Origin of the sequence: Kitasatospora sp. NPDC048296, from assembly GCF_043201815.1 — a bacterium.
Classification (GTDB): Bacteria; Actinomycetota; Actinomycetes; order Streptomycetales; family Streptomycetaceae; genus Kitasatospora.
Window position 1 is genome coordinate 69,959 of sequence record NZ_JBICZB010000026.1, and the last position, 26,102, is coordinate 96,060.

Here is a 26,102-nt window from a genome sequence, read left to right on the forward strand (position 1 = left end):
GGAGGGCGTCAGCCCCCCGGGGCGGTGGCCCTGGGCGCCGTGGAGCCCCGGGGCAGTAAACCAGCAGGTGCCGACTCGAAGATCACGGGCCTACGATGAGCCGATGGAGCAGCAGTACCTGAGCCTGTCCGAGGTCGAGGCCATCGCGCGCCGCGCCCACCGGGGACAGGTGGACAAGAACGGGCACCCGTACAGCGAGCACATCGCGGCGGTCGCCGCCGGGACGAAGGCACGCGGCGGGAGCGAGGCGCAGATCGCGGCGGGCTGGCTGCACGACACCGTCGAGGACGACCGGCTGAGCCGGGAGTGGCTGGCGGCGGCCGCACTGCCGGAGACGACCAAGGCGATCGTGGACGCGCTCACCCGCCGCCCGGACGAGCCGGTCGAGGAGTACACCGCGCGCATTCTGGCCACGCCCGGCGCGCTGCTGGTCAAGCGGGCCGATCTGGCGCACAACTCCGACCCGGCCCGGCTGGCCTCGCTGGACCGGGCGACCGCCGAGCGGCTGGCCGCCAAGTACGCGCGGATGCGGGAGTTGCTCGGGCTCGCCGGGGAGCTGTGAACCGGGGAGCCGTGAACCGCGGAGCCGGGTGAGCATCGGGGAAACCAGGACAGGGCCCGGGCCACGCGGATCGCGCGGGCCCGGGCCCTGTCGGGTCACCCCGGTGGTCCCTGTCCGACCCCCGGGGTGAGGGGGGAGTGGTCAGGAGGCGGGTGGAAGTCGGTACGCCGGTGGTGGGTCGGCTTAGTACCAGTGGTGGTGCTGCCAGAAGACCCAGGCGGCGTTCGGGCTGCCGTAGCGGGTGTTCATGTAGTTCAGCGCCCACTTGATCTGGGTGCGCGGGTTGGTCCGCCAGTCCGAACCCGCGGAGGCCATCTTGGAGCCCGGCAGCGCCTGGGCCAGGCCGTACGCGCCCGAGCTCGGGTTGGTCGCGTGCACGTTCCAGCTGGACTCGTGGAAGATGATCTGGCTGAACGAGGCCAGCTGGTTCGCCGGGACGATCTGCTTGGCGATGGCCTTCGGGGACACGGTGGCGGCGTTCGCGGTGGCGGGCAGAACGCCGCCGAGGACGGTCAGACCGGCGGTGCCGGCGAGAATCGCGGCGGAAGTGCGCATACGGAGCTTGAAAGCGGGCATGTAAGACAGGACCTCAATCGGGTTGGGTCGAGTCGCGCCCCACCCAGGACCACGGGCCGGACAGGGGCCGTTGCGGTCGTGGGGCGCGACTCGGCGGTAAGCCGTTCACCGGCGGGACAGGAGGCCGGTGCGGCTGACGACGAGAGCCATTGTTGGCAGATGGGATCGGCCGTCGCCAAGACCCCCTTGTTACGACGCCCGGTCGTACCGGTGGTGGCCGCCGTGGATTCGAAGGGGCGGCGGCGCGCGGTGCCCGGATCTGCGCTGAGCTGGGAAAACGCCAGTCGAGTGGGACCCTGGGCGGTGGCGTGTCAACGGCCGGGAGGGCGCCACTACCGCCCGTCGGAGGTTCGATTCGACTGTGAGTGCGCTCACCGTTTAGGAGCGGCGACTGTCACCAGGCGATCCGGTCACACCACTTTGGGTGCAGACGATCTGTGCCCGGCGCCACACGATCCCCTCGCGGTCCGGAGGTGCGGGCTCACCGAACGTCGCCCGATCGCCGAACATCGATCGCCGAACATCGATCACCGAACGTCGCCCAGCCGCCGGTGCCGAGCCGCCCGGGCCGTGAGCCGTTCCGCCTCGCCGGTGGCCGCCAGGACGTCGAGCGCCGTTCCGAGCGCCGCTCCCATGCGGGCGCAGAAGGCCTCCGGTTCCTCGGCGGCGTCCGGCAGCTCCGGGACCACCTCGTCCACCAGCCCGACCTCCGCCAGGTGGTGGGCGCCGATGCCCTGGGCCCTGGCCAGCTCGGCCGCGTGCGCGCCGTCCCGGTGGACGATCGCCGAGGCGCCCTCCGGCGGCAGCGGCGCCAGCCAGGCGTGCCCGGCGGCGAGCACCCGGTCGGCCGGGAGCAGCGCCAGCGCCCCGCCGCCGGAGCCCTGGCCGAGCAGGACGGCGAGGACGGGCGTGCGCAGCGCGAGCAGGGTGGTCAGGCAGTGCGCGATCTCCACCGCGATCCCGTCCAGCTCGGCCTGGGCGGAGAGCTCGGCCCCGGCCGTGTCCACCACCGTGACCAGCGGCAGCCCCAGCTGCTCGGCGAGCCGGGCGGTGCGGCGGACGGCCCGCAGGTCGGCGGCGGTGAAGGGGCGCTCGTGCTCCGGGCTCTGCCGCTGCTGCCCGACGACCAGGACGGGCCGGCCGCCGAGCACGGCGAGCGCCCGGACCAGCGCGCCACCGCGGCCGCCGGGCGCGTCCAGCAGCACCAGCTCCTCGGCGGTGCGACGCAGCAGTTCACGGGTGCCGGGGCGGTCGGGGCGGCGGCTGCGGCGGACGGAGTCCCAGGCGTCGGGGTGCTCGGCGGGCTGCTCGTCGGCGGGGGCGGTGCCGTCATCGCGAAGGTCGCCCGTACTGGGGGGAGGCGTGGCGCCGAGGACGGCGAGTGTTCGGCGGAGCAGTTCGCGCAGCTCCTGCGGTGGCACCACGGCGTCCACCAGCCCGTGCTCGGCCAGCGTCTCCGCCCGCTGGACGTCCGCGGGCAGCTCCACGCCGCGCAGCTCCTCGTAGACCCGCGGCCCGAGGAAGCCGAGCCGGGCGCCGGGCTCGGCGAAGACCAGCTGGCCGAGCGTGCCCCAGGAGGCGAAGACCCCGCCCATGGTGGGGTTGCGCAGATAGGTGAGGTAGGGGAGGCCGGCCGCGCGGTGCGCCTGGACGGCGGCGGTGATGCGGAGCATGCAGAGGAAGGCCGCCGAGCCCTCCTGCATCCTGGTGCCGCCGGAGACGGGCAGGGCGAGCAGCGGCAGTCGCTCGGCGGTGGCGCGTTCGACGGCCCGGGTGATCCGTTCGGCGGTGGCGACGCCGATGGAGCCGCCGAGGAAGCCGAACTCGGAGGCGACCAGGGCGACCGGCCGGCCGTCGATCCGGCCGAGGCCGGTGAGCACGGCCTCGTCCAGGCCGGTGCGTTCGCGGGCGCGGTCGAGCGAGGCGCGGTAGCCGGGGTCGGCCTGATCGACGGCCGGCGGTTCGTCCCAGCCCTGGAAACTCCCCGGGTCGACCAGCAGTCCGATCAGCTGGTGCGCCGTCAGCGAAGTGCCCGTTCCCGTACCCATGTCCACCCCGTCAGAGATCGTTCCGGCCCGACACGGTGCGCCACTCTATGCGGCGCCGATGTCGCGTTGTGGGAGGGATGTGAAGGTGTGAGCAGGCCGACAACGGCGCTCGCAGTAGTTCGATGGCGGTCGACCCAAGGATGGTGCGGGCGGTTCGTGGACGGCTTCGGGGCGAGTCGCCCCGGGGTGGGCATACGGCTGAAGTCCCTGATGGGGCAAGAGAGTTACCCGTCGGTAAAAAGTTGACTCAGGGGTTCCGGAGTTGTCGGTGGCCCGCCACACTGGTCGACATGACCCGCACTCTACGCGCGTGGAAGTCTCGCGCTGCCGCCATCACCGCCGTCGCCATGATGACCCTCGCCCCCGTCGCCGTCGCCACCGACGCGCACGCCGACGTGAGCGGCACGGTGTGCCTGTCCACCCTGCCGCCGGAGGCCACCGACACCCTCAACCTGATCGCCTCCGACGGGCCGTTCCCGTACTCGCAGGACGGCGTGGTGTTCCAGAACAGAGACAGCGTCCTGCCCGGCCAGTCCTACGGGTACTACCACGAGTACACCGTCATCACCCCGGGCGCCCCGACCCGCGGTGCCCGCCGGATCGTGACCGGCCAGCAGTACCAGGAGGACTACTACACCGGCGACCACTACGCCACGTTCTCCCTGATCGACCAGACCTGCTGACACCCCCGGCACGACCGCGGTCCCGGCGAACTTTCCCGCCGGGGCCACGGGCGTACCGGGACCGGCCCTACAGGTCGGACGGCCCCCAGGCGCTCACCGCCACCTCGTCCCCGACCCGCAGCGTGCCCGGCCGCACCACCGCGAACTTGCTGCCGAACGCCACGCCGCCGGCCGCCGCGCGGCGGTAGCGGGCCAGCGTGCGCAGCGGCTCCGGGCCGGCCTTGGCGCCGGTCGACTGGTCCACCAGCGTCACCGCGCAGCGGATCGCCAGCTTCGTGTAGCCCAACTCCGCGCCGCCGACGGTGAACCGGCGGAGCAGGTCCTCGGTGTGCGGCTCCGGCCAGCCGTCCACCACCAGGTTCGGGCGGAACCGGTCCACCGGCAGCGGAGCCCCGTCCGAGCGCGCGTTGAAGTCGTCCAGGGAGGAACGCGACAGCAGGTGCACGGCGGAGCTGTCCGCGAACCCGGACGTCCCCGGGGTCAGTCCGTCGGTCACCCGGTCGTGCTCCGGCGGCACCCGGACCAGCCGGCTGGGCGCGCCCAGCACCTCGGAGAGCCACCCGGCGGCCTCCTCGCCCTGGTCGACGGCCGCGTACGGCGTGTCGAACATCCGCACCTCGCGGCGCGGGCCCTCGGTGTCGACAGCGAACTCCACCGGCTCCACCCCGGGCGCGGCGAGAGCCAGCCGGTCGCCCCCGAGGACCGTCGGCTGGACGGTCGCCAGGAGCCGGTCCCGCCGCTGGGAACGGAACACGCCCTCCGTGTCCACCACCATGAACGAGCGGTCGTGGGCCAGGCCGGCCCGGGTCAGCTCCGCCTGTTCCGCCACCACCCCGGCGCAGCCCTTCACCGGGTAGTACCGCAACTCCACCACTGTGGCCATCTTTCCCCCCGTACTCTCCAGCCGCATCGGAAGCGGCTTCTCCGTTTCCTCGTAGGGTAGTTGCCGGCGCCGGTGCCGGTGACGAGCCGCCGAACACCGGGCGGCCGCGCGGTTGCTAGGGTCGGGGCATGGCACCGAGCAGCGCGAACCCCCCGGGACGGCTCCGGCGCGACGCGCAGCGCAACCGGGACCTGCTGCTCGCCGCCGCCCGCGAGATGTTCTCCCGACACGGCCTCGACGTCCCCCTGGACCAGATCGCCAAGGAGGCCGGCGTCGGCAACGCCACCCTCTACCGGCACTTCCCGACCCGCGAGGCGCTGATCGCCGAGGTCTTCGCGGACGCCGGGGCCGGCCTGGCCACGGCGGGGGAGGAGGCGCTCGCCGCCGAGGACGCCTGGACCGGCCTGGAACGCTACTTCGGGCGGATCTTCGAGCTCGTCGCCGCCGACCGGGGCATCAACGACCTGGTCACCCAGGCCATTCCGGCCATGCCCGGAATGACCGAGATCAGCCGCGGACACGCCGTCACCGTCGGCGTCCTGATCACCCGCGCCCAGGAGCAGGGCACCATGCGGCGCGACGTGGTCACCATGGACCTGCTCTTCCTGCTCGGCCCGCTCTGCCGCGCCCTGCCCGCCGCCACCGAACTGCGCCCCGACCTCTGGCGCCGCTACCTCGCACTGTTGCTGGACGGCTTCCGCGCGCAGGCCACCCACCCGCTGCCGGTCCCGCCGATCGGCGAGGAGCACCTGGACCGGATGTTCGCCGACCTGTGGGAGGCGCAGGCACCGGAGGCCTGACCGACCCCGGGCGCATCAGGGACGCGTACGGAACGTCGGGTGCGGCGTCAGGGCCGTGTCAACGGGCAGGGCGGGCGGGGCGCGGGCGGCTTTGCTGGGGTGACGCGGCCCGGTCCGGTCGTACGGAGACGGCGTGGCCGGGCTGGTGGAGGCGGCGTGCGTCGGTCGGACGAGGAGCACGGCGCGGGTCGGTTCGGTGACGCGGACGGAGCGGAAGGGGCGGGCCATGGCGGACACGGGAGCGGACGAGGGCCGGATCGTGGTCGGCGTCAGCGGCTCGCTCGGCAGCCTGGCCGCCCTCCACCGCGCGGTCGCCGAGGCCCGGCGCGCGGACGTCGAGGTGCTCGCGGTGCTGTGCTGGACCCCGCCCGGCGACGAGCTCGGATACCGCCGCTCGGTCTGCCCGCCGGTGCTCAACGCCGGCCGCGACGCCGCCGTCGCGCGACTGCGGCAGGCACTCGACGAGGCCTTCGCCGGTCGCCACGCCGGCGCCCGGCTGCGCTGCCAGGCCGTCCGCGGGGACACCGCCCACACCCTGGTGCGCAGCGCCGACCGGCCCGGGGACGTCCTGGTGCTCGGCGCGGGCCGTGAGCGCGGCCGCCTGTCCCGGCTGATCCGGCCGTCGGTCACCGCCTACTGCGTGCGGCACGCCACCTGCCCGGTGCTGACCGTGCCGCGCCCGCCGCTCCAGCGGGACCTGGAGGCGCTGGAACGCGGGCACGGGCTGAGGGAGTTGGTGGCGGGGAACTGAGCCCCGGGGCGCCGACGGTGCCGGCCGGCTGTGACCGGGCAGCTACGGCGGTCCGGCTACGGCAGGCCGGCGGCCCGGGCCAGGACGGCGGCGGTCCGGCGACCGGCGTTCAGGGTGTCGGGGTCCGTGGCGGGCAGGCAGCGTTGGGCCTCGGGGCTGTAGGCGGTCATGATCACGCCGGCGTGGTCGGTGGGGAGTTCGAGCAGCTCGGCGGTCGGTACGACGGCGTGCAACTGGCGGGTGATTTCCGCCGGAACCACCTCGTCCGTCGTGCCGTGCACCAGCCGGATCGGGACCGGGGACGGGCTCGCGGCGAGGAGGTCGAGCGGGCAGTCGCCGGTGGTGGCGGCCGGGCGGCCGTAGGCGGAGGCGATGCCGACGGCGGCGGTGGGACGCAGCTCGGCGGGGGTGTCGGGGTGGGTGGCCACGGCGACCGCCTCCCGGCCGCCGAGCGACCAGCCGGCCAGCACGAAGCGCTCCGGATCCCCGCCGTACGCGGCGGCGTTGCGGCGGGCGAAGGCGAGCGAGGCGAGCAGGTCGGCGCGACCGCGGTCCTCGCGGTCGGAGCGCCAGTCCGGGACGAGCACCAGCAGGCCGAGCCCGGCGGCCTCCTGGGCGAGCGTCGCCATCACGTCGCGCTCGTCCGGGCCCGAGCCGTGCCAGAGCAGCACGACCGGGGCGGGTCCGGCGGCGCCGGCGGTCGGGCGGTGGACGTCCAGCAGGCGTCCGTCCGCGTACGGAACGACCTCAGGTTGAGTGCTCGTCATGCCGGGTTCCCCTCCGATTCGGTGCCTGATCATGGAACTGGTACTGTACTTCCTGTCGCGAGGGAGATGATTCCTCGTCAGGCGTCAGCGGTGCTACCAGAGCACGTCCTACTTTCAGTAGGGAGAGTCCGTGCAACCCGGGCCTGGCGCTCCACGGTCGGACGGGGTCCGGTACCTACTCAGGTACCGGGCCCCGTTCGCGTTTCCCCTCGGCTCCCAGGAAGTGACCGGTCGTCTCAGGCGGCCTCCGCGGACTCGTCGGACGGGACGGCGATCAGGACGAACTCCGCGCCGGCGTCGTCCCGGACCAGGGCCGAGCGGCCGAAGGGCGTGGGCTCGGGGTCGGTGAGGACGCTGCCGCCGAGGGTGTGGAGTCGGGCGGCGGCGCGGTCGACGTCGGCGGTGCCGAAGTGGGTGCGCCAGGCGGCGCCGGCCCGCGGGGGGTCGGAGGGGCCGATCCCGCAGGCGGGCAGGCCCGCGACCCGGGCGAGGGTGTGCCCCGCGCGCGGGCGGTCGTAGCCGTAGCCGAAGACCTCGCGGTAGAAGGCGCGGGCGGCGTCCGGGTCGGGGGAGAGGTGCTCGTTCCAGGCGAGCGTGCCCGGCTCGTTGACCAGCCCGGCGCCGTCGACGGCGTCCCCCTGCCACAGGCCGAAGGGCGCGCCGAGCGGGTCGACGGCGAGGGCGGCGCGGCCCTGGTCGGGCACCTCGTACGGCTCGCGGGCGATCCGCCCGTCGGTGGCACGGATCAGCGCGACGGTACGGCTCAGGTCGGCGCAGGCGAGGTACGTGCTCCAGGCGGCGGACGCCGCCCGGGGTGCGGAGGCGATCGCCGCGACCTGCGCGCCGTGGCGGGTGGCGACGGCCTCGCCGGGGCCGGTCGGGACGAACTCCCAGGCGAACAGCGCGCCGTAGAAGCGCTGCGCGCGCGGGACGTCCGGGGTCGTCAGCACGACCCAGCACGGGACGCCCTCGTGGTACCGGCCCGCCTTCGGCATGCCGCCCTCCTGGTGCCATCGGCCCACTCGTCAGCCTCCGCGCCCGGCGGGCGGGCGGCAAGCGGGGGCCTCAGGCGACCCCGTACGGGCGGAACTGGATGCTGATCCGCGGGCCCACCGGGCGGGCCGTCTTCGGGATCGCGTGCTCCCAGGTGCGCTGGCAGGAGCCGCCCATCACCACCAGGTCGCCGTGGCCGAGCGGTCGGCGGACGACGGCTCCGCCGCCGGCGCGTGGCCGCAGTGCCAGCGTGCGCGGCTCGCCGACCGACAGGATCGCCACCATGGTGTCCTCGCGGGCGCCGCGCCCGATCCGGTCGCCGTGCCAGGCCACGCTGTCCCGGCCGTCCCGGTAGTAGCAGAGCCCGAGGGTGCGGAACGGCTCGCCGAGTTCCGGCGCGTAGTTCCTGCTCAGTGCCGTGCGGGCCGCGCCGAGGACGGGGTGCGGCGGTTCGGCCTCCGCCGAGTAGGAGGCGAGCAGCCGTGGGACGTCGACCGTCCGCTCGTACATCTCGCGCCGCTCGGCCCGCCAGGGCACCGTCGTGGCCAGCTGTTCGAACAGCTCGTCCGCTCCGTGCAGCCAGCCGGGCAGCACGTCCAGCCAGGCGCCGTCGCCGAGCGCCAGCCGTCGCAGGCCGTCGAGCGGGCCGAGGCGGACGCCCCCGGTGTCGCCGTCGTCGAACAGCGAGGGCTGGAGGTGGACGGTGCTGTGCATGGAGCCAGCCTACGCCCTGAATCGAACACCTGCTCGAACAATTGGTTCCGTCGCTCACCGTCTCGTCTCGAACGATCTGGTCTCGGCCCGCACCGATCACGATGCGCGCCACCACCGGCCGGAACGGCTGCCGGCCGCCACCCCGCCCAGGTGGCTCTGGCCCGGGTTGTGGCGCAGGGTGGATGTGTCACCTGTGGACCGGCACGAAGGCACGCGGGCATTCCGCCCTTGCTCGGCACGCACCCTCGAACGTACGGGAGAGACGACGTGCTCACCGTTCCCGCCTACGCCGCGACGTCCGCGACCGAACCGCTCACCCCCACGACCGTCTAGAGACGGGACGTCGGCCCGCACGACGTCCTGATCGAGATCGAGTACGTCGGTATCTGCCACTCGGACATCCACAACGTGCGCAGCGAGTGGGGTCCTGCCTCCTGTCCCGTGGTCCCCGGCCATGAAATCGCCGGCTTCGTCGCCGAGGCCGGCTCCGAGGTCACCAGGTACGCCGTCGGTGACCGCGTCGGCGTCGGCTGCATGGTCGACTCCTGCCGGGAGTGCGCGCCCTGCCTGAGGGGCGAGGAGCAGTACTGCCTGAAGGGCAACACCCTCACGTACGGCTCCGTCGACAAGGACGGCACGCTCACCCAGGGTGGCTACTCCACGCACATCGTGGTCAATGACGACTTCGTCGTCCGCGTCCCCGGGGCTCTCCCCTTGGACGAGGCTGCCCCGCTGATGTGCGCGGGCATCTCCACGTACTCCCCGCTGATGCCCGGCCGGAGCTACGGGCGGGCTCTCCATCCGGCCGCTAGCCTGCCGCCATGGCGATCAACGGCTTCGGGGTCACCGAGTTCCAGCTCGTACTGCTGCGTCGGATGGCCGACCACCACCCCGAACTGGTCGAGGACGCGGTGCGGCGGCTCGGTGCCACGCGTGCCTCGATGCGGGAGGCGAACAAGCGCTGGCAGGCGATGGTCCGCGCGCCCCGGTTCCCGCGCGGCGCCGCCCGGTACACCGCGGTGCTGGGGCCGGCGGAGCTGAGCCTGCCGCGGCGGATCGGGGATCTGGCATGTGTGGCGCGGCAGTGGGCGCTGCCGCTCTGGCCCGAGCTGCGCTTCGAGATCCTGCTCGGCCCGGCGGGGATCGGTGCGCCGCTGCTGAACGAGTGGCTGGTCCGGGCGGTCGGTGCTCCTGCCCTCGTGCTGCGGACGCGGGCGGACCTGGCGCCGTGGGGCTGCGTGGTGGGCGATGTGGGCGCCGCCTTCCCGGGGGCCGTGCCGCGCGAGGGGAGTGCGCCGACCCGGTTCCAGCTGGACTTCGAGGCGCCGGACGCGGACGGGCGGGTGCGCGCGTGGACGGCCGACTTCACCTGGGGGCTGTTGCAGGAGGTCCGACCGGCCGAGGGGGCAGCCGGGCCATCCATCGGTTGATGCAAGGCGATATTCAGTTAATGCCTTCGATTTGCAGGCAATGGCGAGATAGTGGCAGCATAATCGCAGACACGGAACCGTCTTGGAATCGGAAAGTGAAGGATCATGTCGCCCGTCGCGCGCGTCATCGTCGGAGTCAGCGGCTCGCTGCACAGTCTCACCGCCCTGCACCGGGCGGCCGAGGAGGCCCGCGCCCGGCAGGCCGTGCTGGTCCCGGTGCTCGCCTGGACCCCGGTCGGCGGCGAGCGCAACTACCGCGCCCGGCCCTGCCCGCCGCTGCTGCGCGCCTGGCAGGAAGCCGCCGAGGCCCGGCTGGAGCGCGCACTGGAGCAGGCCTTCGGCGGCCTGCCGGTCGGCGTGCCGGTGCGGCCGCTGGTCATGCGCGGCGAGGCCGGTCAGGTGCTCGCCGAGCTGGCCGACCGGCCGGGCGACCTGCTGGTGATCAGCGCCGGCCGCCACGGCACGACGCGTGGACGACTGCGCCGGCTGCTGCGCGGCTCGGTCAGCCGCTACTGCCTCGACCACGCGCCGTGCGGCGTGCTCGTCGTCCCGCCGTCCACCCTGCACGAGGACCTGCGCGCGCTGCACCGCGGCGTCGACCTGCGGGAGCTCATCGCGGCCTGAGTGCCGACCCGCAACGGCGACATCTGACCATCCGTCAACTCCGGTGCACCGTCCGTCCGCCGACCACCGTACGGGCGGGCCGCAGCTCGCGCAGCGCGTCCACCGGACAGCTCAGCGGATCCAGCGGCCACAGCGTGAGATCGGCGAGCGCGCCCGGCCGCAGGCAGCCGCGCTCGGCGCTCTCGCCGGTCAGCCGGGCGGCGTTCACGGTGTGCAGCGCGATCGCCTCGGCCCGCCCGATCGCGTGCTCCGGGCCGACCACCCCGGCCGTGGTGTCGCGGGTGGTCATCCCCCACACCGACACCATCGCCCCGTACGGGCCGACCGGGAAGTCCGAGCCCGCCGAGAGCTGCGCTCCCTCGTCCAGCCACTCGCGCAGCGGGAACAGTGCCGCGGTGCGCTCCTCGCCCCAGGTCCGCTGCTGGGCGAGCGCGCCGTCGTGCAGCAGCGGGTGCTGCACGGTCACCGGCACGCCGAGCGCGATCGCCCGGGCCCGCTGGTCGGCCCGGGCCAACCCGCCGTGCTCGACCACCAGGGTGCCGGGCGGCAGGCCCGGGCGGCGCTTCACCACCTGCTCGAAGACGTCCAGCAGCACCCGCAGGCCGCGATCGCCCCAGGCGTGCACGCCGACCCGCCAGCCGCGCCCGACCACCCGGTCCACCGCCGCGAGCAGGTCCCCGGGCTCCCAGAGCAGCCGCCCGTGGTAGCAGGGCTGCCCCTGGTACGGCTGCTCCAGCGCGCCCGCCTCGAATCCACCGTCGATGCCGAACTTGACGCCCCACACGCGGAGTCGGTCGTCGTCCCGGCCGGCCGCCCGCCAGTCGTCCATCCGGTCCAGCAGCGCGTCCACCTGCTCCGGCGTGCGGGCGGCGAAGCCGGAGACCAGCGCCCGGACCCGCACGGCGAGCGCGCCCTCGGCGCGGGCCGCGTGCAGCACGTCGAGGTCCTCCACCGGCACCAGGCAGTCCCGAACGGTACCGATCCCGGTGGCGGCGTAGTCGGCGGAGGCCGCGCGCAGGCCCTCGATCCGCTCGGCGAGGGTCGGGCGCGGCAGCACCCGTTCGACCGGCTCGATCGCCCGGTTGATCAGCCGGCCGGTCAGCCGCCCCCGGTCGTCGCGCTCGATCACCCCGCCGGGCGGCGGCTCGGTGGCATCGGTGATCCCGGCCAGGCGCAGCGCGGGCGAGTTGAGCACCATGTTGTACGCGCCACGGCGCACCAGCACCGGGTGGTCGGCGGTGGCGCCGTCCAACTCCTCGGTGGTGGGCATCCGTTGCTCGGCCAGCAGCACTTCCTGCCAGTTGACCGTGGTACGGATCCACTCCCCGGCGGGGGTGCGGGCGGCGCGCTCGCGGATCAGGTCGAGGAACTCGGCGAGGTCGTGGGCGCGGTGGACGGGGACGCCGTGGACGCTGTGGCCCGCCATGATCAGGTGGGTGTGGGTGTCGTCGAAGGCCGGCAGCACCGTCGCGTCCGGGGCGTCCACCACTTCGGTGCCGGGGTCGATCAGGGCGTCCAGGCCGGCGGGCTCGGGGGAGAGGGCGGTGATCCGGCCGCCGGTGACGGCGATCGCCCGCTGCGGCGGCTCGCCGGGGGCCCGACCGGGGTCGAGGGTGTGGACGGCGGCGGCGCGGATCAGCAGGTCGGCGGGGGAGTGGTCGGTCTTTCCGTCGGACATGGCGGCTCCTGGGAGTGGGACAGCCCGGTGACCTTCTCGACGTATCGCAGACTGGGCTCGGCGAGCCGTCCGTGCAACTCGGTGAACACGGCGCGGGCCGGGACGGCGTTCCAGTCGGCGGGCAGCAGCGGCGCGGGCAGGCCGGGGTCGAGGTAGGGCAGCCGGCGCCATTCGGTGAGCATCGGCACGTAGTCCCGGAACGCCTGGACCGGGTCGGTCCGCTCCTGCCCGCGCAGCTCGTCGGCGACCGGGCGCCAGGCGTCGGTGAAGGCCGCGTACTGCGCCTCGATCGCCGGGAGGTCCCACCAACTCGCCACCGCCGTCCGGAGTTCGGCGAAGCCGGCGTACTCGGCGGAGAGGAAGAGGTGGACGTAGGCGCTCAGCCCGAGGCGCTCCAGCAGGCGGCGGGCGTCGGGCAGTAGCCGGGCGGGCGCCAGCCAGACGCCGGGGGCGGCGTTGCCGAAGCCGAGCCAGCTGAGCCGGGATCGCAGCTGGTGGCGGTGGGCGCGTTCGGACTCGGGCACCGAGAAGACCGCCACCACCCAGCCGTCGGCGAGTTCGGCGGGCTCCAGGCTGTGGAAGATCCGCCGGTCGCCCTCCTCGAACACCGGGTCCATCGCGGGGTCGAGCCGGTAGCCGGTGCCCGTGCGGCGTTCCTGGAGCAGGGTGCCGGCCTTCTTCAGCCGGGAGATCGCCGAGCGGACGGCCGGGCCGTCGACGTCCAGTTCGGCCATCAGCGCGATCAGGTCGGCGATCGATATCCAGCCGCCGAGGCGGCGGACGTACTCGCCGTAGATGGTGTGGATCAGGGAGCTGGGCCGGGGCGCGCTCTCCGACATGCCTGGGCCCTCCTCCCCGACGGCTGGTGGTGATCATAGCGGCGGTGTCGCGTTCCGGGTGCGGGTGTCCGCGCGCGGGAGCCCGTGCGCAGGTGACCGCGCACGGGCAGCTATGCGTAAGCGCCGGACAGCAGGTGCCCGGCGCCGGGGGCGAAGGCGGGCAGGCCGAGGGCGCGCAGGAGTTGGTGGGTGGTGCAGATCGAGGCCGAGACCACCGGCTTGCCGAGCTGCTGCTCGGCCTCCTCGACGGCCGACAGCGAGGGCATCTGCACGCAGGCGGAGAGCACCACGGCGTCGGCCTCGGCGTGCGCGAGGCCCTTGGCGATCGCGGGCAGCCGGGCCGGGTCGTGGGCGGCCACGTCGAGGTTGTCGGCGATCTCCAGGGCGGCGTGGTCGAGCACCTCGATGCCCTCCTGGGCGAGGTAGTCGACCACCGTACGGGCCAGTGGCCGCAGGTACGGGGTGACCATGGCGACCTTCTTGGCGCCGAGCGTGTGCAGGCCGGTGACCAGGGCGCCGGCGCTGGTGACCACGGGCGCGGGCGCGCCGTTCTCGGCCGTGCGCCGGTGCAGCCTTTGCTCGGCCTCGCGGTGGTAGCCGGGGCCGGTGGCCATCACCGCGACCAGACAGGCGTACCCGATCACATCGACCCGGGCGTCCGAGAGTTCGGCGGCGCAGCGGTCGGACTCGGCGTCCATGGCGCGCAGTTGCTCGGGGGTGACCCTGGTCATCCGCATCCGGCTGGAGTGGAAGGTGAACCGATCGGGGGCGACCGCCTCGCGGGCCCGCAGCAGGGCGGGGACCTCGGTTTCCATGGTGACGTTGGAACTCGGGACGATCTGGCCGATCCGGTACGTCGGCATCAGCGGGTGCTCCTTTCTGCGGGCACTCTGCGGGCGCTCAGCGGGCGTCGATCACGGGGTTGGCGAGCGTGCCGATTCGCTCGATGGTGGCCTCGACCAGGTCGCCGGGCTGCAGGAACTGCGGCGGGACCATCCCGGCGCCCACCCCCGAGGGGGAGCCGGTGGAGATCACATCGCCCGGTTCCAGGGTCATGCCGGAGGAGATGTCGGCGATCAGCCGGGCGATGCCGAACAGCATGTACCGGGTGTTGGAGTTCTGCCGCAGCTCGCCGTTGACCCGCAGCGAGAGGTCGAGCCGCTGGGGGTCGGGGATCTCGTCGGCGGTGACCACGCCCGGGCCGAACGGCGCGTAGCTGTCCTGGCCCTTGGAGAAGAACCACTGCCCGGAGCGGCGCTGGTCGCGGGCGCTGATGTCGTTGACGATGCTGTAGCCGAACACGTGCCGCAGGGCGTCCTGTTCGGCTACCCGGTAGGCGGGTTCGCCGATCACCACCGCGAGTTCGCACTCCCAGTCGAGCTGCTTGGTGAGGTCGGCGTTGTGCAGGATCGGCTGGCCCGGCCCGGTGACGGCGGTGGCGGGCTTGCCGAACAGGACCGGGCGGTCCGGGAGTTCGCGCTCGGTGTCCAGGCTGCGGTGCGATTCGGCCACGTGCTCCACGTAGTTGAGGCCGATGCCGATGATCTTGCCCGGACGCAGCGGGGCGCGCAGCGAGACCTCGGCGAGCGGCCGGGTGTCCGGCGTTGCGGCGAGCAGCTCGCGGGCGGTGGCCAGCGCGGGCGCCCCGGCCCGGATCAACCCGAGCAGGTCGCTCGGGAGTCGGGCCCCGGCGGCGGTGGCGAGGGAGGTCAGGTCGGCGACCCGGTCGGTGCCGATCCGGGCGCCGAGGCGCGGGGTGTCGTCGCCGTCGGCGCAGTAGGTCAGCAGATGCATGGTTGCGGTGCTCCCGTGTCGGGTGTTACGAGGCGGTGGTGGGCTGGTGTCCGTCGTGGTCCGGGTAGGCCTCCTCGCGGTAGAGGCCGAGCGAGTGCATCACCGGGAAGTCGTTGAAGGAGAACAGGCAGGCGTCCTCGCCCTGGTCGAGGTTCGCGTGCTCGTGCCAGGCCCAGGACGGGACGACGAAGATGTCGCCCTGCTGCCACTCGAAGCGCTGCCCCGCGATCACCGAGACGCCGCGTCCCTTGGCCGCGGTGTAGACCACCGAGCCGGTGTGCCGGTGGGCGCGGGTGGCCTGGCCGGGGCGCAGGAGTTGCAGGTGAGCGGCCATGGTGGGCATCACCGAGCCGCCGGTGACCGGGTTGGTGTACTCCATCACCACGCCGTCGTAGGGCGATCCCTCGGTGGCGCGGGCGAGTTGGCACAGCGCGTGGTAGCTGGGCTCCCAGGGCCAGCCGAGCAGCGGGGAGTACGGCCGGGTCCACTTCTCGACGCCGTACGGGAGCAGGTTGCCGCCGTAGCTGAGCAGCGAGGAGTTCACCACCGGGCCGGGCCGCTGGTAGAGCTCGGGGTGGACCTCGTAGAAGTTGGCGTCGAGGGTGTTGACCAGCGGGATGTCCAGGCCGTCCTGCCAGATCACCGGGTTGTCCTCGGCCTCGTTGCCGTGCTCGTGCCAGGTGTTGTTGGGGGTGATCGCGAAGTCGCGCGGGCCGACCTTGAGCTTCTGCCCGTCGACGACGGTCCAGGCGCCGGCGCCCTCGTGGACGAAGCGCAGCGCGGAGGCCTGGTGGCGGTGCGCGGTCATCGCCTCGCCGGGGCCCATGATCTGCAGACCCGTGTACAACAGGCCGACGGCGGCGCTGAGTTCGCGGCGGCCCGGGTTGACCAGCATCACCACCCGGCGGCCGGCGTCGTCGGCCTTCACCAGTGGGAGCGCCTTGCGGACCAGAGGGCGCAGGTCGGCGTAGCGCCAGAGCACCGGGACGGACCGGGGCTGCGGGTACCAGGGCTCGATCTCGTTCGCCACCGTCCACAGGGCGCCGGCCTCGTGCTTGGCCAACTCCTCGTAGTAGGCCAGCAGTTCGGGACTGTCGTTGACCCTCGCGCGGCCGATCCGGTCGTCGTCGTAGCTGTTTTCGCCGGTCATGTCTCCTCCTCGGGGAGTACCAGGGGTCGCAGCGGGCGGTTGTCCACGTGCAGCCGGAACACGTCGAAGCGGTTGTAGTGGCCGACGATGTCGTGCATCTGCTTGGGCTGGATGCAGCGGCCGAGGTCGATCTCGGCGTAGACGATGCCTTCCTCGTCCACCAGCGGCTCGGTGACCGCCCGGCCGTCCGGGCCGAAGATGCCGGAGAGCGCGTTGCGCGGGCGGGCGAGCTGCTTGCGGACCTGCTGGTCCTCGCCGGCGATCAGCTCCACCATCTCGGGTGAGATCGTGGAGCAGGAGACCACGGTGAACAGCTTGCCCTCGAAGCAGTGGGCGGCGGCGCGCAGCGCGATCGCCTCGGCCATGTCGTAGTCCTCGGGAGCCACCGGCAGGGCGATGTAGCTCGCCGCGTGGACCAGTTCGCCCTGGGCCAGCAGGGTGAAGCGGGCCAGGGTGTTGGTGTTCTCGCCGCAGGCCAGCGCGCCGAGCGGGCCGACGGCCGTGCGGTGGACCTTCAGCGAGCTGCCGTCGCCCTGGGTCCAGGTCAGTTTCTCGGCCCAGGTGGGTACCAGTTTGCGGTGCACGCCGAGGAGTTCGCCGTCCGAGCCGATGATCAGCAGGGTGTTGTACAGCACCCCGAGGCTGTGCCGGCCGCGCTCGTTGACGCCGATCACCAGCACCACCCCGGTCTGCCGGGCGGCGGCCCGCAGGGTGTCCACGTACGGGCCGGGGACGTCCACGGCGGCGCGATAGAGCCGCTCGTACCAGGGCGAGCCCTGCACCGGGGTCATCGTCCAGTTCCAGTAGGGGTAGCCGGGGACGAAGACCTCGGGGAAGACCACCAGTTCGGCGCCGTGGTCGGCGGCCTCGTGGATCAGGGCGACGGCCTTGTCCACGGTGGCGACCGGGTCCAGGTAGACCGGGGCGGCCTGCACGGCGGCGGCCGTGAAGCGGGGCAGGTCCGGCATGCTCACTCCTCGGCTCGAACGGGCAGCCAGCGGCGGTGGACGGGTGGGGCCGGCTCGCGCAGCAGGTGCAGCCGCGGGGCGACCCGGTCGGCGCCGGGGCCGGGCGGTTTGCGGCTGCCCGCCCGCCACGGCTCGGGCCAGCGGGCGCCCGGGCCGGTGTAGCCCTGGTCGGCGGCGGCGTGCAGGGTCCAGAGCGGGTCGTGGAGGTGGGCGCGGCCGATCGCGACCAGGTCGGCGCGGCCGGCCAGCAGCACGGAGTCGGCGTCGTCGGGCCCGGAGATCGCGCCGACCGCGACGGTGGGCAGCCCGGTGGCGGCGCGGATCAGTTCGGCGAACGGCGTCTGGTAGCCGCGTCCGTACGGCGGCCGCTGGTGCGAGACGACCTCGCCGGTGGACACGTCCAGGGCGTCCGCGCCGGCGTCGGCCAGCGCGCGGCAGATCGCCACCGCCTCGGCCTCGGTGGTGCCGCCGGGGGCCCAGTCGGCGGCCGAGATCCGCACCAGCAGCGGCCGGCCGGCGGGCCAGACGGCGCGGACGGCGGCCAGCACCTCCAGCGGCAGCCGCAGCCGGTGGGCGAGCGGGCCGCCGTAGTGGTCGGTGCGGTGGTTGGTGAGTGGGGAGAGGAAGGAGGAGAGCAGGTGCCCGTGGCCGAACTGCAGCTCCAGCACGTCGAATCCGGCCCGGGCGGCCCGCTCGGCGGAGGCGGCGAAGTCGGCGGTGACGGCCGCGAGTTGGACCTCGTTGGCCTCGTGCGGGGTCGGGCTGTCGGCGTCCCAGGGCAGTGGCGAGGCGGCGAGCAGCGGCCAGCCCTCGGCGAGCGGGCGGCCGATGCCGTCCGGTCCCGGCACGGTCGTCGCGGCCCGGCGGCCGGCGTGGGTGAGCTGGAGGCCGACCGGGGTGTCGCTCACCGCCCGTACGGCGTCGCGGAGTTCGGTCCAGGCCGCTTCCTGGCGGTCGCTCCACAGCCCGGGGCAGCGGTCGGTGGCCCGGCCCTCGGGGCTGACGGCCGTCATTCCGGCGAGCACCAGTCCGGCGCCGCCGAGCGCGTGGGCGGTCAGTTGGGCCCGGTCGAAGGCGCTGGGCTGCGCGTCGGGGGAGGTGAAGGTGGCGAGTGGGGGCACCACGACGCGGTTGCGCAGCTCCAGCGCGGCGAGCTTCAGCGGCCGGAACATCGGCGGCACCCCGGGCGAGCCGCCGACGGCGGCGTCCACCGCGTCCACGAAGGCGGGGTCGCGGGCGCGCAGATTGCCGTAGGTGACCCGGCGGCTGCGGGTGAGCAGGTTGAAGGCGAACTGGTCGATGCCCTGCCCGGTGCGACGCCCGACGGTCTCGAACCACTCCAGGCTGGCCTGTGCGGCCCGCTGGGTGGACTCGACCACCGGCCGGCGCTCGGCCTCGTAGGCGGCCAGGGCGCCGTCCAGGGTAGGCTGTTCGCTCAGCGCGGCGGCCAGGGCAAGGGCGTCCTCCAGGGCCAGCTTGGTGCCCGAGCCGATCGAGAAGTGCGCGGAGTGCGCGGCGTCACCGAGCAGCACCACGTTGCGGTGGCGCCAACTGGCGTTCCGTACCGTGGTGAAGCGGATCCAGCGGGAGGCGTTGGGGATCAGCCGGTGGCCGTCCAGGTGGCCGGCGAGCAGGTCGGCGCAGCGGTTCACGCTCTCCTCGTCGCTCTCGCCGTGTGCCAACTCCCGGGCGGCGAAGGCCTCGAAGCCGGCGCGACGCCAGGCGTCCTCGGCGATCTCGACGATGAAGGTGGAGCGGGTCGGGCTGTACGGGTAGGCATGCACCTGCAGCACGCCGAAGTCGAACTCCTCGACGATGAAGGTGAAGGCCTCGAAAACCCGGTCGGTGGCGAGCCAGATGTAGCGGCAGTCCCGCGCGTCCAGCTCGGTGCGGAAGGTGTCCGGGTGGGCCGCCCGGGTGGCGGAGTGGATGCCGTCGGCGGCCACCACCAGGTCGTATTCGGCTGACAGCTGCTCGACCGGTGGGGCGGGCGTGCGGTAGCGCACGTCCACCGCCAGCTCCGCGCAGCGCTGTTGCAGGATGGCGCGCAGGCGGTTGCGGTCCAGGGCGGCGAAGCCGTGGCCGCCGCTGGTGCGGACCTGCCCGGCGTAGCGGATGTCGATGTCGCTCCAGCGGGCGAACTCGGTGCTGATCGCGGCGAAGACCGCCGGGTCAGCCTGGGCGATGCCGTCCAGGGTCTCGTCGGAGAAGACCACGCCGAAGCCGAACTCGTCCTCCCGGGCGTCCCGTTCGAACACGGTGATCTCCCGGTGCGGTGCCAACTGCTTGGCCAGGGCGGCGAAGTAGAGCCCGCCCGGGCCGGCGCCGAGCACCGCGATCCGGCGGGCCGCGGCCGTCATGCCTGCCCCGGCCGCCGTACCCGCTCCGCCCGTCATGCCTGCCCCGGTCGTCACGCCAGCACCTCCGCCTGCTGCGGACCGGCCTCGGTCAGCGCCCGGCGCACCGGTGCGGGCCAGGGCTCGGCGCCCTTGGAGTGCGGGGCGGCGTGCACCACCGACATCCGGCCGCTGGCGGCCAGCCCCTGCGGGCCGTGCACCTCGAAGGCGTAGTGCAGCGAGGAGCCGCCGACCCGGAGCACCCGCAGCTCGGTGCGGACCACGTCCCCGAACCAGAGCCGCTCGCGGTAGTCCGCCTCGAAGTGCACCCGGGGGATCCGCCCGAACAGCTCGGCCAGCCCGAGCCGGCGCAGCAGTGTCGCCTCCGCGGCCTCGGCCCAGCGCTGGACGGCCGAGAAGTGGTAGTGCCCGGCCGCGTCGGTGTCGGACCACTCGACCCGGCGCTCGATGGTGACGCTGGCGGGTTTCAGGGCGGACCTCCTGCGGAGTTCGGCGCGCAGCAGCTTGCCGGTCGGGGTGCGTGGCAGCTCGGTGACGAACTCCACGGCACGCGGGTACTTGTACGGTGCGATGGTGCGCTTGACGTGGTCCTGGAGTTCCTTGACCGTCTCCGGCCCGGCGGACACGCCCTCGCGCAGCACCACGTACGCCTTGACCACCGTGCCGCGCCGTTCGTCCGGCGAGCCGACGACGGCGCTGTCGGCCACCGCGGGGTGGCCGGCGAGCGCCTGCTCCACCTCGGGCCCGGCGATGTTGTAGCCGGCCGAGACGATCATGTCGTCGTGGCGCGCCTGGTACCAGAAGTAGCCGTCCCGGTCGCGGACGTAGGTGTCTCCGGTGAGGTTCCAGCCGTTGCGGACGTAGCCGCGCTGGCGCTCGTCGTCCAGGTAGCGGCAGCCGGTCGGGCCCTTGACCGCGAGCAGGCCGGGCCGGCCGTCCGGCACCGGGTCGCCGTGCTCGTCCAGGATCGCCGCCCGGTAGCCGGGCACGGGGCGGCCGGTGGAGCCCGGGCGGATGTCCTGGTCGGCGGCCGAGATGAACACGTGCAGCAGCTCGGTCGCGCCGATGCCGTCGATCAGCCGTTTCCCGGTGGCCTCGTGGAAGGCCTCCCAGACGGCGGCGGGCAGCGGCTCGCCGGCCGACACGCAGCGCCGCACGCCGGCCAGCCGGTCGGCCAGCCCGGCGGCCAGGATCGTCCGGTAGGCGGTCGGCGCGGTGAACAGCACGCTCACGCCGTGGCGGGCCACCTGCTCGGCGAGCTGGTCGGGCGTGGCCTGCTCCAGCAGCAGGCTGGCGGCGCCGGCCCGCAGCGGGAACACCAGCAGGCCGCCGAGGCCGAAGGTGAAGCCGAGCGGCGGGGTGCCGGCGAACAGGTCGTCGGGGGTGGGGCGGAGCAGGTGGCGGGAGAAGGTGTCGGCGTTGGCCAGCACGTCGCGGTGGAAGTGCAGGGTGGCCTTGGGCCGGCCGGTGGTTCCGGAGGTGAAGGCGATCAGCGCGACGTCGTCGGCGGCGGTCGGCACGGCGGTGAAGCCGCGCGGCTGGGTGGCGGAGCGTACGGTGAGGTCCTCGGGGCCGGTGCCGCCGAAGGGGAGTACGCGCAGGTCGGGGGCGTTCGCCTGGTGGAGTTCGGCGAGGAAGCGGTGGTCACACAGGGCGACGGTGGGCCGGGCCACTCGGATCAGCTCGGTCAGCTCGGTGGCGCGCAGCAGCGGCACGGTGGTGACGACCACCCCGCCGGCCTTCAGGACGCCGAGCCAACAGGCCGCCAACCAGGGGGTGTTGGGGCCGCGTAGTAACACCCGGTTGCCGGGGACGAGACCCAGGTCGTCGGTCAGCAGCCGGGCGATCCGGTCGGCGTGGTCGCGCAGGTCGCCGTAGCTCCACCGGTCGGTGGGGGTGAGCAGGCAGCGGCGGTCGGGGCCGAGGCGGGCGATCGTGTCGTCGAGCAGGGCGGCCGCGCAGTTCAGGCGGTCGGGGTAGGCCAACTCCGGTAGTTCGAAGAGGAGTTCGGGCCACTGGTCGAAGGGCGGGAGATGGTCGCGGCTGAACGTGTCCACATGTGCTGAGGGGGAGAGCTCCATGGGCGGGCACCTCATCGGGCGAGCGGGAGTAGAGCCAGTATGGCGCGCTCGTGACGCCAGTCAAGAGAGCGATACATGCATTCGGAGGACAGGGGCGGCCGGGCGTCGGATGGCGGGCGCGGCGGCAGACGGAACGCCCCGCAGGCCGGGTGGGGCCTGCGGGGCGGGTGGGGTGCGTGGGGCGTGTGGTGCCGCCGGGCGGCGGTCTCCTCGTCGGTCAGGTGACGTCGGCGTGGAAGGCCGCGTCCGGGGTGCGGCCGTCCTGGGCCTGCTGGGCGCGCTCGGCGAGCAGCCGGGCGAACAGGGTCAGGGCGGGCGTCGCGACGGCCGCCCCCGGGCCCTGGTCGCGTACGTACAGTAGCGTCGAGCCGACCCGGACCAGCGCCTCCGCCATCGACGAACCGCGCTCCCGGGCGGCGCTCTGGTCGCCGATCGAGGGGATGGTCACCGCAGTCGCGTCGCCCTCGCCGTCGACGAGGGCGAGCCTGCCGGCGAAGGCCCGCCCGGCCGTCTCGGGGGAGGCGAAGGTGACCACGGTGAACTGCACGGACTGGACGGGTACGGCACGGAAGGTCACGGTGGCGTAGGCGAGTTGCCGGTCGCAGGCGTCCGGGAGCAGACAGGGCACGTCGGCCCCGGAACCGGCCCCGGACTGCGGCCCGCTCTCCACCTGCCAGCCGCCCGGCATCGCCGCCACGTCCGGCAGCACCCCCTGCACCTGCGCGGGGTCGCGGATGGTCCGCGCGGCGTGGGCGAAGTCGGGGCCGTTGGGATGCAGCAGCGGGCGCGAACCGAGGTGGATCCCGAGCGCGACCAGGGCGGCGATCAGGACCAGCGCCAGCGCGACGATGATCGCGGTGTTGCCGCGCCGGGCGGCCAGGGCCTGGGCACGGGCGACCGCCGGATCGACCCGGAGCTGGACGGTGCTCGGCCCCGAGGAGTCCGTTCGCAGCTGGACGGTCGCCGGATCCGCCTCCGGACCCATCCGTAGCTGGACGGTCGTCGGGTCGGCGGGTCTTCCGAGGTCGGTGGTCGCCACGTACTGGGCGAACGCCACGTCGGTGGCCAGCAGTCGGGTGACGGCGGCGGTCAGTCCCTCCCGGGCCCGCGGATCGTGGGGGCTCGCCTCGAGCACCGCCACGGCCCGCGCCCCCTCCGGCATCAGCCGCAACCGGGCCCGCACCACCTCGGCCACCGCCTGCCCCGGCCCGCCGGCCGCCCCCTGGGCGAGCCGGACCAGCGCCCCCGCCACGCCCGTTACCAAGTCCCGGTCGTCCCCCATGGCAACTCCCCCCGCCGCACGAGTCGTTGCCCCTACGATCCCGGACCGGCGGCCGCTCCACACCCCCGTCGAGCTGAACGGAGACGTAACTGCAACCGCTCCCGGACGTCGGGGGCGAACGGCGGGTTCGGTTCGACCGGGCGGTCGCCGTGGGCGGCGTGGAGTGAGCCCCGAGCGTGAGCGGCTCGCACGCGGTGGCGAATTGCTGTCGATGATCCGAATGTCAGAGCGGGACCGGGCGGTTCGCCGCCGCGGGTCTCGCCGCGGGGGTCAATTCCGAACGCGGACGTGCCGATACTTCCGAGTGACGTCCTTACGCCGTTCGGAGGAGTCCGCATGCCCGAGCTGTGGCTGCCCGGTGCCGAGATCCACGACCTCGGCGACCACGCGCCGACCGACCAGCAGTACCCGCCGAAGGCCATCGCGCACATCACCTGGGACCGCAACGCGACCGCCGCCGCACCGCAGGACTGGTGCAGCTACGAGGACCTCGTCGGGTACTTCACCGGCAGCGGCGCCGGTGACGCGCCGCACCTGGTCTGGGACCCGTTCAGCGGTCGTACGACGCAGCTGTTCCCGGCCGACTCCCGCTCGAAGAGCCTGCTCAGCCCGGCCCAGAGCCCGACCCGCACCAACCGCGCCGGGCGGGTGGTGATCCAGATCGAGGCGGTGTTCTTCCCGTACTGCCGCTACCAGGGCACCGTCTACCCGCGACTGGTCGACACCCCGTGCGCGGGCTGGGACCGGATCCATGCCTGGATCTCCTCCTGGGGCGTGCCCGACGTGTGGCCGATGGGCCGTCCGACCGACTTCTCCGAGCACCGCGACGAGCGGGTCTGGGAGACCGTCGGCGGCTGGTACGCCCACGCCCACGTGCCCTTCAACGACCACATCGATCCCGGTTCCTGGCCCGCCTTCACCGGCGGCTCCGGCTCCACGCCCTCCCCGCCCTCGCGGCAGTACCCGGTGCCGCCGGGGGACTCCGGTCCGGCCCGGTACCAGGTCGGTATCAACGGCCTGGCGTACGGCTACGGCGCCCACGGCTACCAGGTGACCACCGTCGGGCGGGCGCTGGTCGGGCACGGCTTCGGCGCCCACTACCGGTCCGGGCCCGGGCCGGACTGGACGGACGCGGACACCGAGAACTATGCCGACTACCAGCAGAGCCTGGGCTACACGGGGCAGGCGGCGGACGGCGTTCCCGGCGAGGCCTCGCTGCGGCGGCTGCTCGGCTACCTGCCCGGGCCGCGCACCGTCTCGCTGGCACACGTGGTGGCGGCGGCGCGCAGCGATCCGGGGGCCGAGCAGGGGCACCTGACGTACGGGGCCGAGGTGGCGATCGTCGAACAGGCGCTGGCTGACGAGGGGTTGCTCGAACAGCGCTGGGTGGACGGCTCCTTCGGCAGTCTTACGGTCACCGCGTACGCGGGCTGGCAGCGGCGGTGCGGGTACACGGCGGGGGCCGCGGACGGGATCCCCGGTCGGGACTCGCTCCACCGGCTCGGCGCGGCGCAGGACTTCACGGTGACGGACTGAGGCTCGCGGCCTGTCCCGGGGCCCGAGGCGGCGGGCCGGGGTCGCCCGAGGCGGCGGCCCCGGCCCGGCGGGGAATGCCCGCGCGGCGGGTGGGTGTTGTCCACCGACGTGACCAGCGCTACGCCCCCGACCAGGCTCTCCGTCCTCGACCGCTCCCGCACCAGACGGGGCGAGGAGCCGGCGCAGGCGCTGCGGGACACGGTGGCCTTCGCCCGGGAGATCGACCGGCTGGGGTACCACCGGTTCTGGGTCTCCGAGCACCACGGCGTGCCCGGGGTGGCCGGTTCGGCGCCGACGGTGCTCGCCGCGGCGGTGGCGGCGGCCACCACGCGGATCCGGGTCGGCACCGGCGGGGTGATGCTGCCGAACCACCGACCCATGGTGGTGGCCGAGCAGTTCGGGGTGCTGGCGGCACTGTTCCCCGGGCGGATCGACATGGGGCTCGGCCGTTCGGTGGGCTTCACCGACGGGGTCCGGCGGGCGCTCGGGCGGGAGAAGGACGCCGCGGACGACTTCGGCGCCCAGCTGGCCGAGCTGCTCGGCTACTTCGACGGCTCGCAGCGGGTGCACCGCGACGTCCACGCCCGGCCGGCCGAAGGCCTGCACGTCCCGGCCTTCGTCCTGGCCACCGGCGCGGGCGCCGACCTGGCCGCCGACGCTGGGCTGCCGCTGGTCATCGCCGCCGCACGCGGGGAGGACCGGATGCTCGGGGCGATCGACCGCTACCGCACCCGGTTCCGCCCCTCCGCGCAGACCGCTGAGCCGTACGTGGTGGTCTCGGGCACGGTCGCGGTTGCCGAGACCGAGGAGCGGGCGTGCGAACTGCTCGTCCCGGAGGCCTGGGCCGGTGCGTACTCCCGCACCCACGGGGAGTTCCCGCCGCTGGACCCGGCCGCCGAGATCCTGGCGCGGGCGATGAGCGCGCGCGAGCGGGCCGCGTTCGAGCAGTCACTGAAGGGCCACATCGCGGGCACCCCGGAGCAGGCTGCCGCCGAGCTCGCCGCCCTGGTGGCGCGCACCGGCGCGGACGAGTTCCTGGTCGTGACCAGCACCTACGACCGCGCCGAGCTGCTCGACTCCTACCGACTGCTCGCCGAGGCCGTCGGCCAGGTGTGAGCGGGCCCGCACGCCTGATCGCCGGCTACCGGGCGCTGCCGGGCCGAGCGTGAGCCGGGTCCGGCGGAGCGGTGGCGTTCGTCCGGCGGCGATTTCTGACCAGGGGTGATGAGCTGCTACTGTTTTTCCCGTCGAGAGGAAATGATCTTCCGAAGCGGGGATCTCTCGAACAGGCGTCAGCGGTGCTACCAGAGCACGTCCTACTTTCAGTAGGAAGAGTCCGTGCGACCCGGGCCTGGCGCTCCACCCGAAGGGGCTCGTTCCGTCCAGCGGAACGAGCCCCTTCGTCGTGTCCGTGCGGACTCGACCTGTCCGCCCAGGCCTCGACCGACACGACTGCCCGGCGTCGACGCTCCATCGCTCGCGTCCTCTTATCGCACTTTCGGCTCCGAAACCCTGTCGCTCAGCCCGGTATCAGCCAAGGTCCCGTGCCAGGTGGCTGACGGGCGGCGCTCGGTGATGGCCGACCG

At 73.9% G+C, this 26,102-nt stretch carries 23 protein-coding genes and 2 pseudogenes; 9 read left to right on the forward strand and 16 right to left on the reverse strand.

From position 1 onward, the window contains the following. The first annotated feature begins 103 nt into the window (after positions 1-103). Entirely contained in the window at positions 104-562 is a 459-nt protein-coding gene (locus ACGF12_RS17845; protein ID WP_393030340.1) for an HD domain-containing protein, read from the forward strand. 183 nt (positions 563-745) lie between these two features. Here the strand turns inward: ACGF12_RS17845 and ACGF12_RS17850 are convergent, their stop codons facing one another. Beyond that, positions 746-1,117, reverse strand: coding sequence for a transglycosylase SLT domain-containing protein (locus ACGF12_RS17850; protein ID WP_393030343.1), 372 nt, complete (start codon positions 1,115-1,117; stop codon positions 746-748). A gap of 548 nt (positions 1,118-1,665) precedes the next feature. Continuing rightward, positions 1,666-3,186, reverse strand: a complete 1,521-nt coding sequence (locus ACGF12_RS17855; protein WP_393030346.1) for a carboxyl transferase domain-containing protein — start codon at positions 3,184-3,186, stop codon at positions 1,666-1,668. Positions 3,187-3,476: 290 nt separating this feature from the next. On the opposite strand from ACGF12_RS17855, the gene ACGF12_RS17860 reads away from it, so the two are divergent. Continuing rightward, on the forward strand, positions 3,477-3,869 hold the full coding sequence (locus tag ACGF12_RS17860; protein ID WP_380613530.1) for a ribonuclease: 393 nt from the start codon (positions 3,477-3,479) through the stop codon (positions 3,867-3,869). A gap of 67 nt (positions 3,870-3,936) precedes the next feature. Here ACGF12_RS17860 and ACGF12_RS17865 read toward each other — a convergent pair whose 3' ends face one another. Then, on the reverse strand, positions 3,937-4,752 hold the full coding sequence (locus ACGF12_RS17865) for an MOSC domain-containing protein (RefSeq protein ID WP_393030350.1): 816 nt from the start codon (positions 4,750-4,752) through the stop codon (positions 3,937-3,939). Between the two features lie 128 nt (positions 4,753-4,880). Here ACGF12_RS17865 and ACGF12_RS17870 point away from each other — a divergent pair, with 128 nt between their 5' ends. Then, positions 4,881-5,552, forward strand: coding sequence for a TetR/AcrR family transcriptional regulator (locus ACGF12_RS17870; RefSeq protein ID WP_393030353.1), 672 nt, complete (start codon positions 4,881-4,883; stop codon positions 5,550-5,552). A gap of 226 nt (positions 5,553-5,778) precedes the next feature. Then, entirely contained in the window at positions 5,779-6,303 is a 525-nt protein-coding gene (locus ACGF12_RS17875; protein ID WP_393030356.1) for a universal stress protein, read from the forward strand. 56 nt (positions 6,304-6,359) lie between these two features. Here the strand turns inward: ACGF12_RS17875 and ACGF12_RS17880 are convergent, their stop codons facing one another. The 3 genes from ACGF12_RS17880 to ACGF12_RS17890 form a co-directional block, all read right to left on the reverse strand. After that, complete coding sequence (locus tag ACGF12_RS17880) at positions 6,360-7,070, reverse strand: alpha/beta hydrolase family protein (RefSeq protein ID WP_393030358.1); 711 nt, start codon at positions 7,068-7,070, stop codon at positions 6,360-6,362. Between the two features lie 236 nt (positions 7,071-7,306). After that, a complete protein-coding gene (locus ACGF12_RS17885; RefSeq protein WP_393030361.1) occupies positions 7,307-8,065 on the reverse strand; it encodes a VOC family protein in 759 nt (252 codons plus the stop codon). A 70-nt stretch (positions 8,066-8,135) separates the two neighbouring features. Then, positions 8,136-8,777, reverse strand: a complete 642-nt coding sequence (locus ACGF12_RS17890) for an alpha-ketoglutarate-dependent dioxygenase AlkB (protein ID WP_393030364.1) — start codon at positions 8,775-8,777, stop codon at positions 8,136-8,138. Positions 8,778-9,044: 267 nt separating this feature from the next. On the opposite strand from ACGF12_RS17890, the pseudogene ACGF12_RS17895 reads away from it, so the two are divergent. The 3 genes and pseudogenes from ACGF12_RS17895 to ACGF12_RS17905 form a co-directional block, all read left to right on the forward strand. Next, positions 9,045-9,545, forward strand: a pseudogene (locus ACGF12_RS17895) (alcohol dehydrogenase catalytic domain-containing protein); the annotation flags it as partial. Between the two features lie 53 nt (positions 9,546-9,598). After that, on the forward strand, positions 9,599-10,207 hold the full coding sequence (locus ACGF12_RS17900; protein ID WP_393030367.1) for a hypothetical protein: 609 nt from the start codon (positions 9,599-9,601) through the stop codon (positions 10,205-10,207). Between the two features lie 105 nt (positions 10,208-10,312). Beyond that, positions 10,313-10,831 (forward strand): universal stress protein, encoded by a 519-nt coding sequence (locus tag ACGF12_RS17905; RefSeq protein ID WP_393030370.1) that lies wholly within the window; start codon positions 10,313-10,315, stop codon positions 10,829-10,831. 34 nt (positions 10,832-10,865) lie between these two features. On the opposite strand, the gene ACGF12_RS17910 is transcribed toward ACGF12_RS17905, so the two are convergent. The 10 genes and pseudogenes from ACGF12_RS17910 to ACGF12_RS17955 form a co-directional block, all read right to left on the reverse strand. Beyond that, entirely contained in the window at positions 10,866-12,509 is a 1,644-nt protein-coding gene (locus ACGF12_RS17910; RefSeq protein ID WP_393030373.1) for an amidohydrolase, read from the reverse strand. Beyond that, a complete protein-coding gene (locus ACGF12_RS17915) occupies positions 12,467-13,348 on the reverse strand; it encodes a PaaX family transcriptional regulator C-terminal domain-containing protein (protein WP_393030376.1) in 882 nt (293 codons plus the stop codon). The genes ACGF12_RS17910 and ACGF12_RS17915 overlap by 43 nt, the downstream gene beginning before the upstream one ends. Before the next feature lie 110 nt (positions 13,349-13,458). Next, a complete protein-coding gene (locus ACGF12_RS17920) occupies positions 13,459-14,211 on the reverse strand; it encodes an Asp/Glu racemase (RefSeq protein WP_393030379.1) in 753 nt (250 codons plus the stop codon). Between the two features lie 37 nt (positions 14,212-14,248). Continuing rightward, a complete protein-coding gene (locus ACGF12_RS17925; protein WP_393030382.1) occupies positions 14,249-15,142 on the reverse strand; it encodes a fumarylacetoacetate hydrolase family protein in 894 nt (297 codons plus the stop codon). Positions 15,143-15,167: 25 nt separating this feature from the next. Then, entirely contained in the window at positions 15,168-16,292 is a 1,125-nt protein-coding gene (locus tag ACGF12_RS17930) for a cupin domain-containing protein (RefSeq protein ID WP_393030385.1), read from the reverse strand. Beyond that, positions 16,289-17,260 (reverse strand): carbon-nitrogen hydrolase family protein, encoded by a 972-nt coding sequence (locus ACGF12_RS17935; protein WP_393030388.1) that lies wholly within the window; start codon positions 17,258-17,260, stop codon positions 16,289-16,291. Before ACGF12_RS17935 ends, ACGF12_RS17930 begins: the two co-directional genes overlap by 4 nt. A gap of 2 nt (positions 17,261-17,262) precedes the next feature. Continuing rightward, the gene (locus tag ACGF12_RS17940) at positions 17,263-19,656 is read right to left on the reverse strand and encodes an FAD-dependent monooxygenase (protein ID WP_393030440.1); all 2,394 of its coding nucleotides are present in this window, start codon (positions 19,654-19,656) and stop codon (positions 17,263-17,265) included. A gap of 14 nt (positions 19,657-19,670) precedes the next feature. Beyond that, positions 19,671-20,087 carry an acyl-CoA thioesterase gene (locus ACGF12_RS17945; RefSeq protein WP_387626118.1) on the reverse strand — a complete coding sequence of 139 codons (417 nt, stop codon included), beginning with the start codon at positions 20,085-20,087 and terminating at the stop codon, positions 19,671-19,673. Further along, positions 20,088-21,698, reverse strand: a pseudogene (locus tag ACGF12_RS17950) (AMP-binding protein); the annotation flags it as partial. It abuts the gene before it with no gap. 217 nt (positions 21,699-21,915) lie between these two features. Then, positions 21,916-22,980: a hypothetical protein gene (locus ACGF12_RS17955; protein ID WP_393030391.1), complete on the reverse strand. Its 1,065-nt coding sequence runs from the start codon at positions 22,978-22,980 to the stop codon at positions 21,916-21,918. A 336-nt stretch (positions 22,981-23,316) separates the two neighbouring features. On the opposite strand from ACGF12_RS17955, the gene ACGF12_RS17960 reads away from it, so the two are divergent. Beyond that, entirely contained in the window at positions 23,317-24,516 is a 1,200-nt protein-coding gene (locus tag ACGF12_RS17960; RefSeq protein ID WP_393030393.1) for a peptidoglycan-binding protein, read from the forward strand. A gap of 108 nt (positions 24,517-24,624) precedes the next feature. After that, positions 24,625-25,632 (forward strand): MsnO8 family LLM class oxidoreductase, encoded by a 1,008-nt coding sequence (locus ACGF12_RS17965; RefSeq protein WP_393030444.1) that lies wholly within the window; start codon positions 24,625-24,627, stop codon positions 25,630-25,632. Positions 25,633-26,102 lie beyond the last annotated feature (470 nt).

What these genes read in the sequence shown, in the direction of transcription:
- ACGF12_RS17915 (WP_393030376.1), bottom strand. Translation starts at nt 13,348, where the DNA reads ATGTCGGAGAGCGCGCCCCGGCCCAGCTCCCTGATCCACACCATCTAC.
- ACGF12_RS17930 (WP_393030385.1), bottom strand. Translation starts at nt 16,292, where the DNA reads ATGACCGGCGAAAACAGCTACGACGACGACCGGATCGGCCGCGCGAGG.
- ACGF12_RS17845 (WP_393030340.1), top strand. Translation starts at nt 104, where the DNA reads ATGGAGCAGCAGTACCTGAGCCTGTCCGAGGTCGAGGCCATCGCGCGC.
- ACGF12_RS17850 (WP_393030343.1), bottom strand. Translation starts at nt 1,117, where the DNA reads ATGCGCACTTCCGCCGCGATTCTCGCCGGCACCGCCGGTCTGACCGTC.
- ACGF12_RS17920 (WP_393030379.1), bottom strand. Translation starts at nt 14,211, where the DNA reads ATGCCGACGTACCGGATCGGCCAGATCGTCCCGAGTTCCAACGTCACC.
- ACGF12_RS17955 (WP_393030391.1), bottom strand. Translation starts at nt 22,980, where the DNA reads ATGGGGGACGACCGGGACTTGGTAACGGGCGTGGCGGGGGCGCTGGTC.
- ACGF12_RS17880 (WP_393030358.1), bottom strand. Translation starts at nt 7,070, where the DNA reads ATGACGAGCACTCAACCTGAGGTCGTTCCGTACGCGGACGGACGCCTG.
- ACGF12_RS17855 (WP_393030346.1), bottom strand. Translation starts at nt 3,186, where the DNA reads ATGGGTACGGGAACGGGCACTTCGCTGACGGCGCACCAGCTGATCGGA.
- ACGF12_RS17900 (WP_393030367.1), top strand. Translation starts at nt 9,599, where the DNA reads ATGGCGATCAACGGCTTCGGGGTCACCGAGTTCCAGCTCGTACTGCTG.
- ACGF12_RS17890 (WP_393030364.1), bottom strand. Translation starts at nt 8,777, where the DNA reads ATGCACAGCACCGTCCACCTCCAGCCCTCGCTGTTCGACGACGGCGAC.
- ACGF12_RS17910 (WP_393030373.1), bottom strand. Translation starts at nt 12,509, where the DNA reads ATGTCCGACGGAAAGACCGACCACTCCCCCGCCGACCTGCTGATCCGC.
- ACGF12_RS17860 (WP_380613530.1), top strand. Translation starts at nt 3,477, where the DNA reads ATGACCCGCACTCTACGCGCGTGGAAGTCTCGCGCTGCCGCCATCACC.
- ACGF12_RS17940 (WP_393030440.1), bottom strand. Translation starts at nt 19,656, where the DNA reads ATGACGGGCGGAGCGGGTACGGCGGCCGGGGCAGGCATGACGGCCGCG.
- ACGF12_RS17925 (WP_393030382.1), bottom strand. Translation starts at nt 15,142, where the DNA reads ATGCATCTGCTGACCTACTGCGCCGACGGCGACGACACCCCGCGCCTC.
- ACGF12_RS17935 (WP_393030388.1), bottom strand. Translation starts at nt 17,260, where the DNA reads ATGCCGGACCTGCCCCGCTTCACGGCCGCCGCCGTGCAGGCCGCCCCG.
- ACGF12_RS17870 (WP_393030353.1), top strand. Translation starts at nt 4,881, where the DNA reads ATGGCACCGAGCAGCGCGAACCCCCCGGGACGGCTCCGGCGCGACGCG.
- ACGF12_RS17905 (WP_393030370.1), top strand. Translation starts at nt 10,313, where the DNA reads ATGTCGCCCGTCGCGCGCGTCATCGTCGGAGTCAGCGGCTCGCTGCAC.
- ACGF12_RS17875 (WP_393030356.1), top strand. Translation starts at nt 5,779, where the DNA reads ATGGCGGACACGGGAGCGGACGAGGGCCGGATCGTGGTCGGCGTCAGC.
- ACGF12_RS17960 (WP_393030393.1), top strand. Translation starts at nt 23,317, where the DNA reads ATGCCCGAGCTGTGGCTGCCCGGTGCCGAGATCCACGACCTCGGCGAC.
- ACGF12_RS17865 (WP_393030350.1), bottom strand. Translation starts at nt 4,752, where the DNA reads ATGGCCACAGTGGTGGAGTTGCGGTACTACCCGGTGAAGGGCTGCGCC.
- ACGF12_RS17885 (WP_393030361.1), bottom strand. Translation starts at nt 8,065, where the DNA reads ATGCCGAAGGCGGGCCGGTACCACGAGGGCGTCCCGTGCTGGGTCGTG.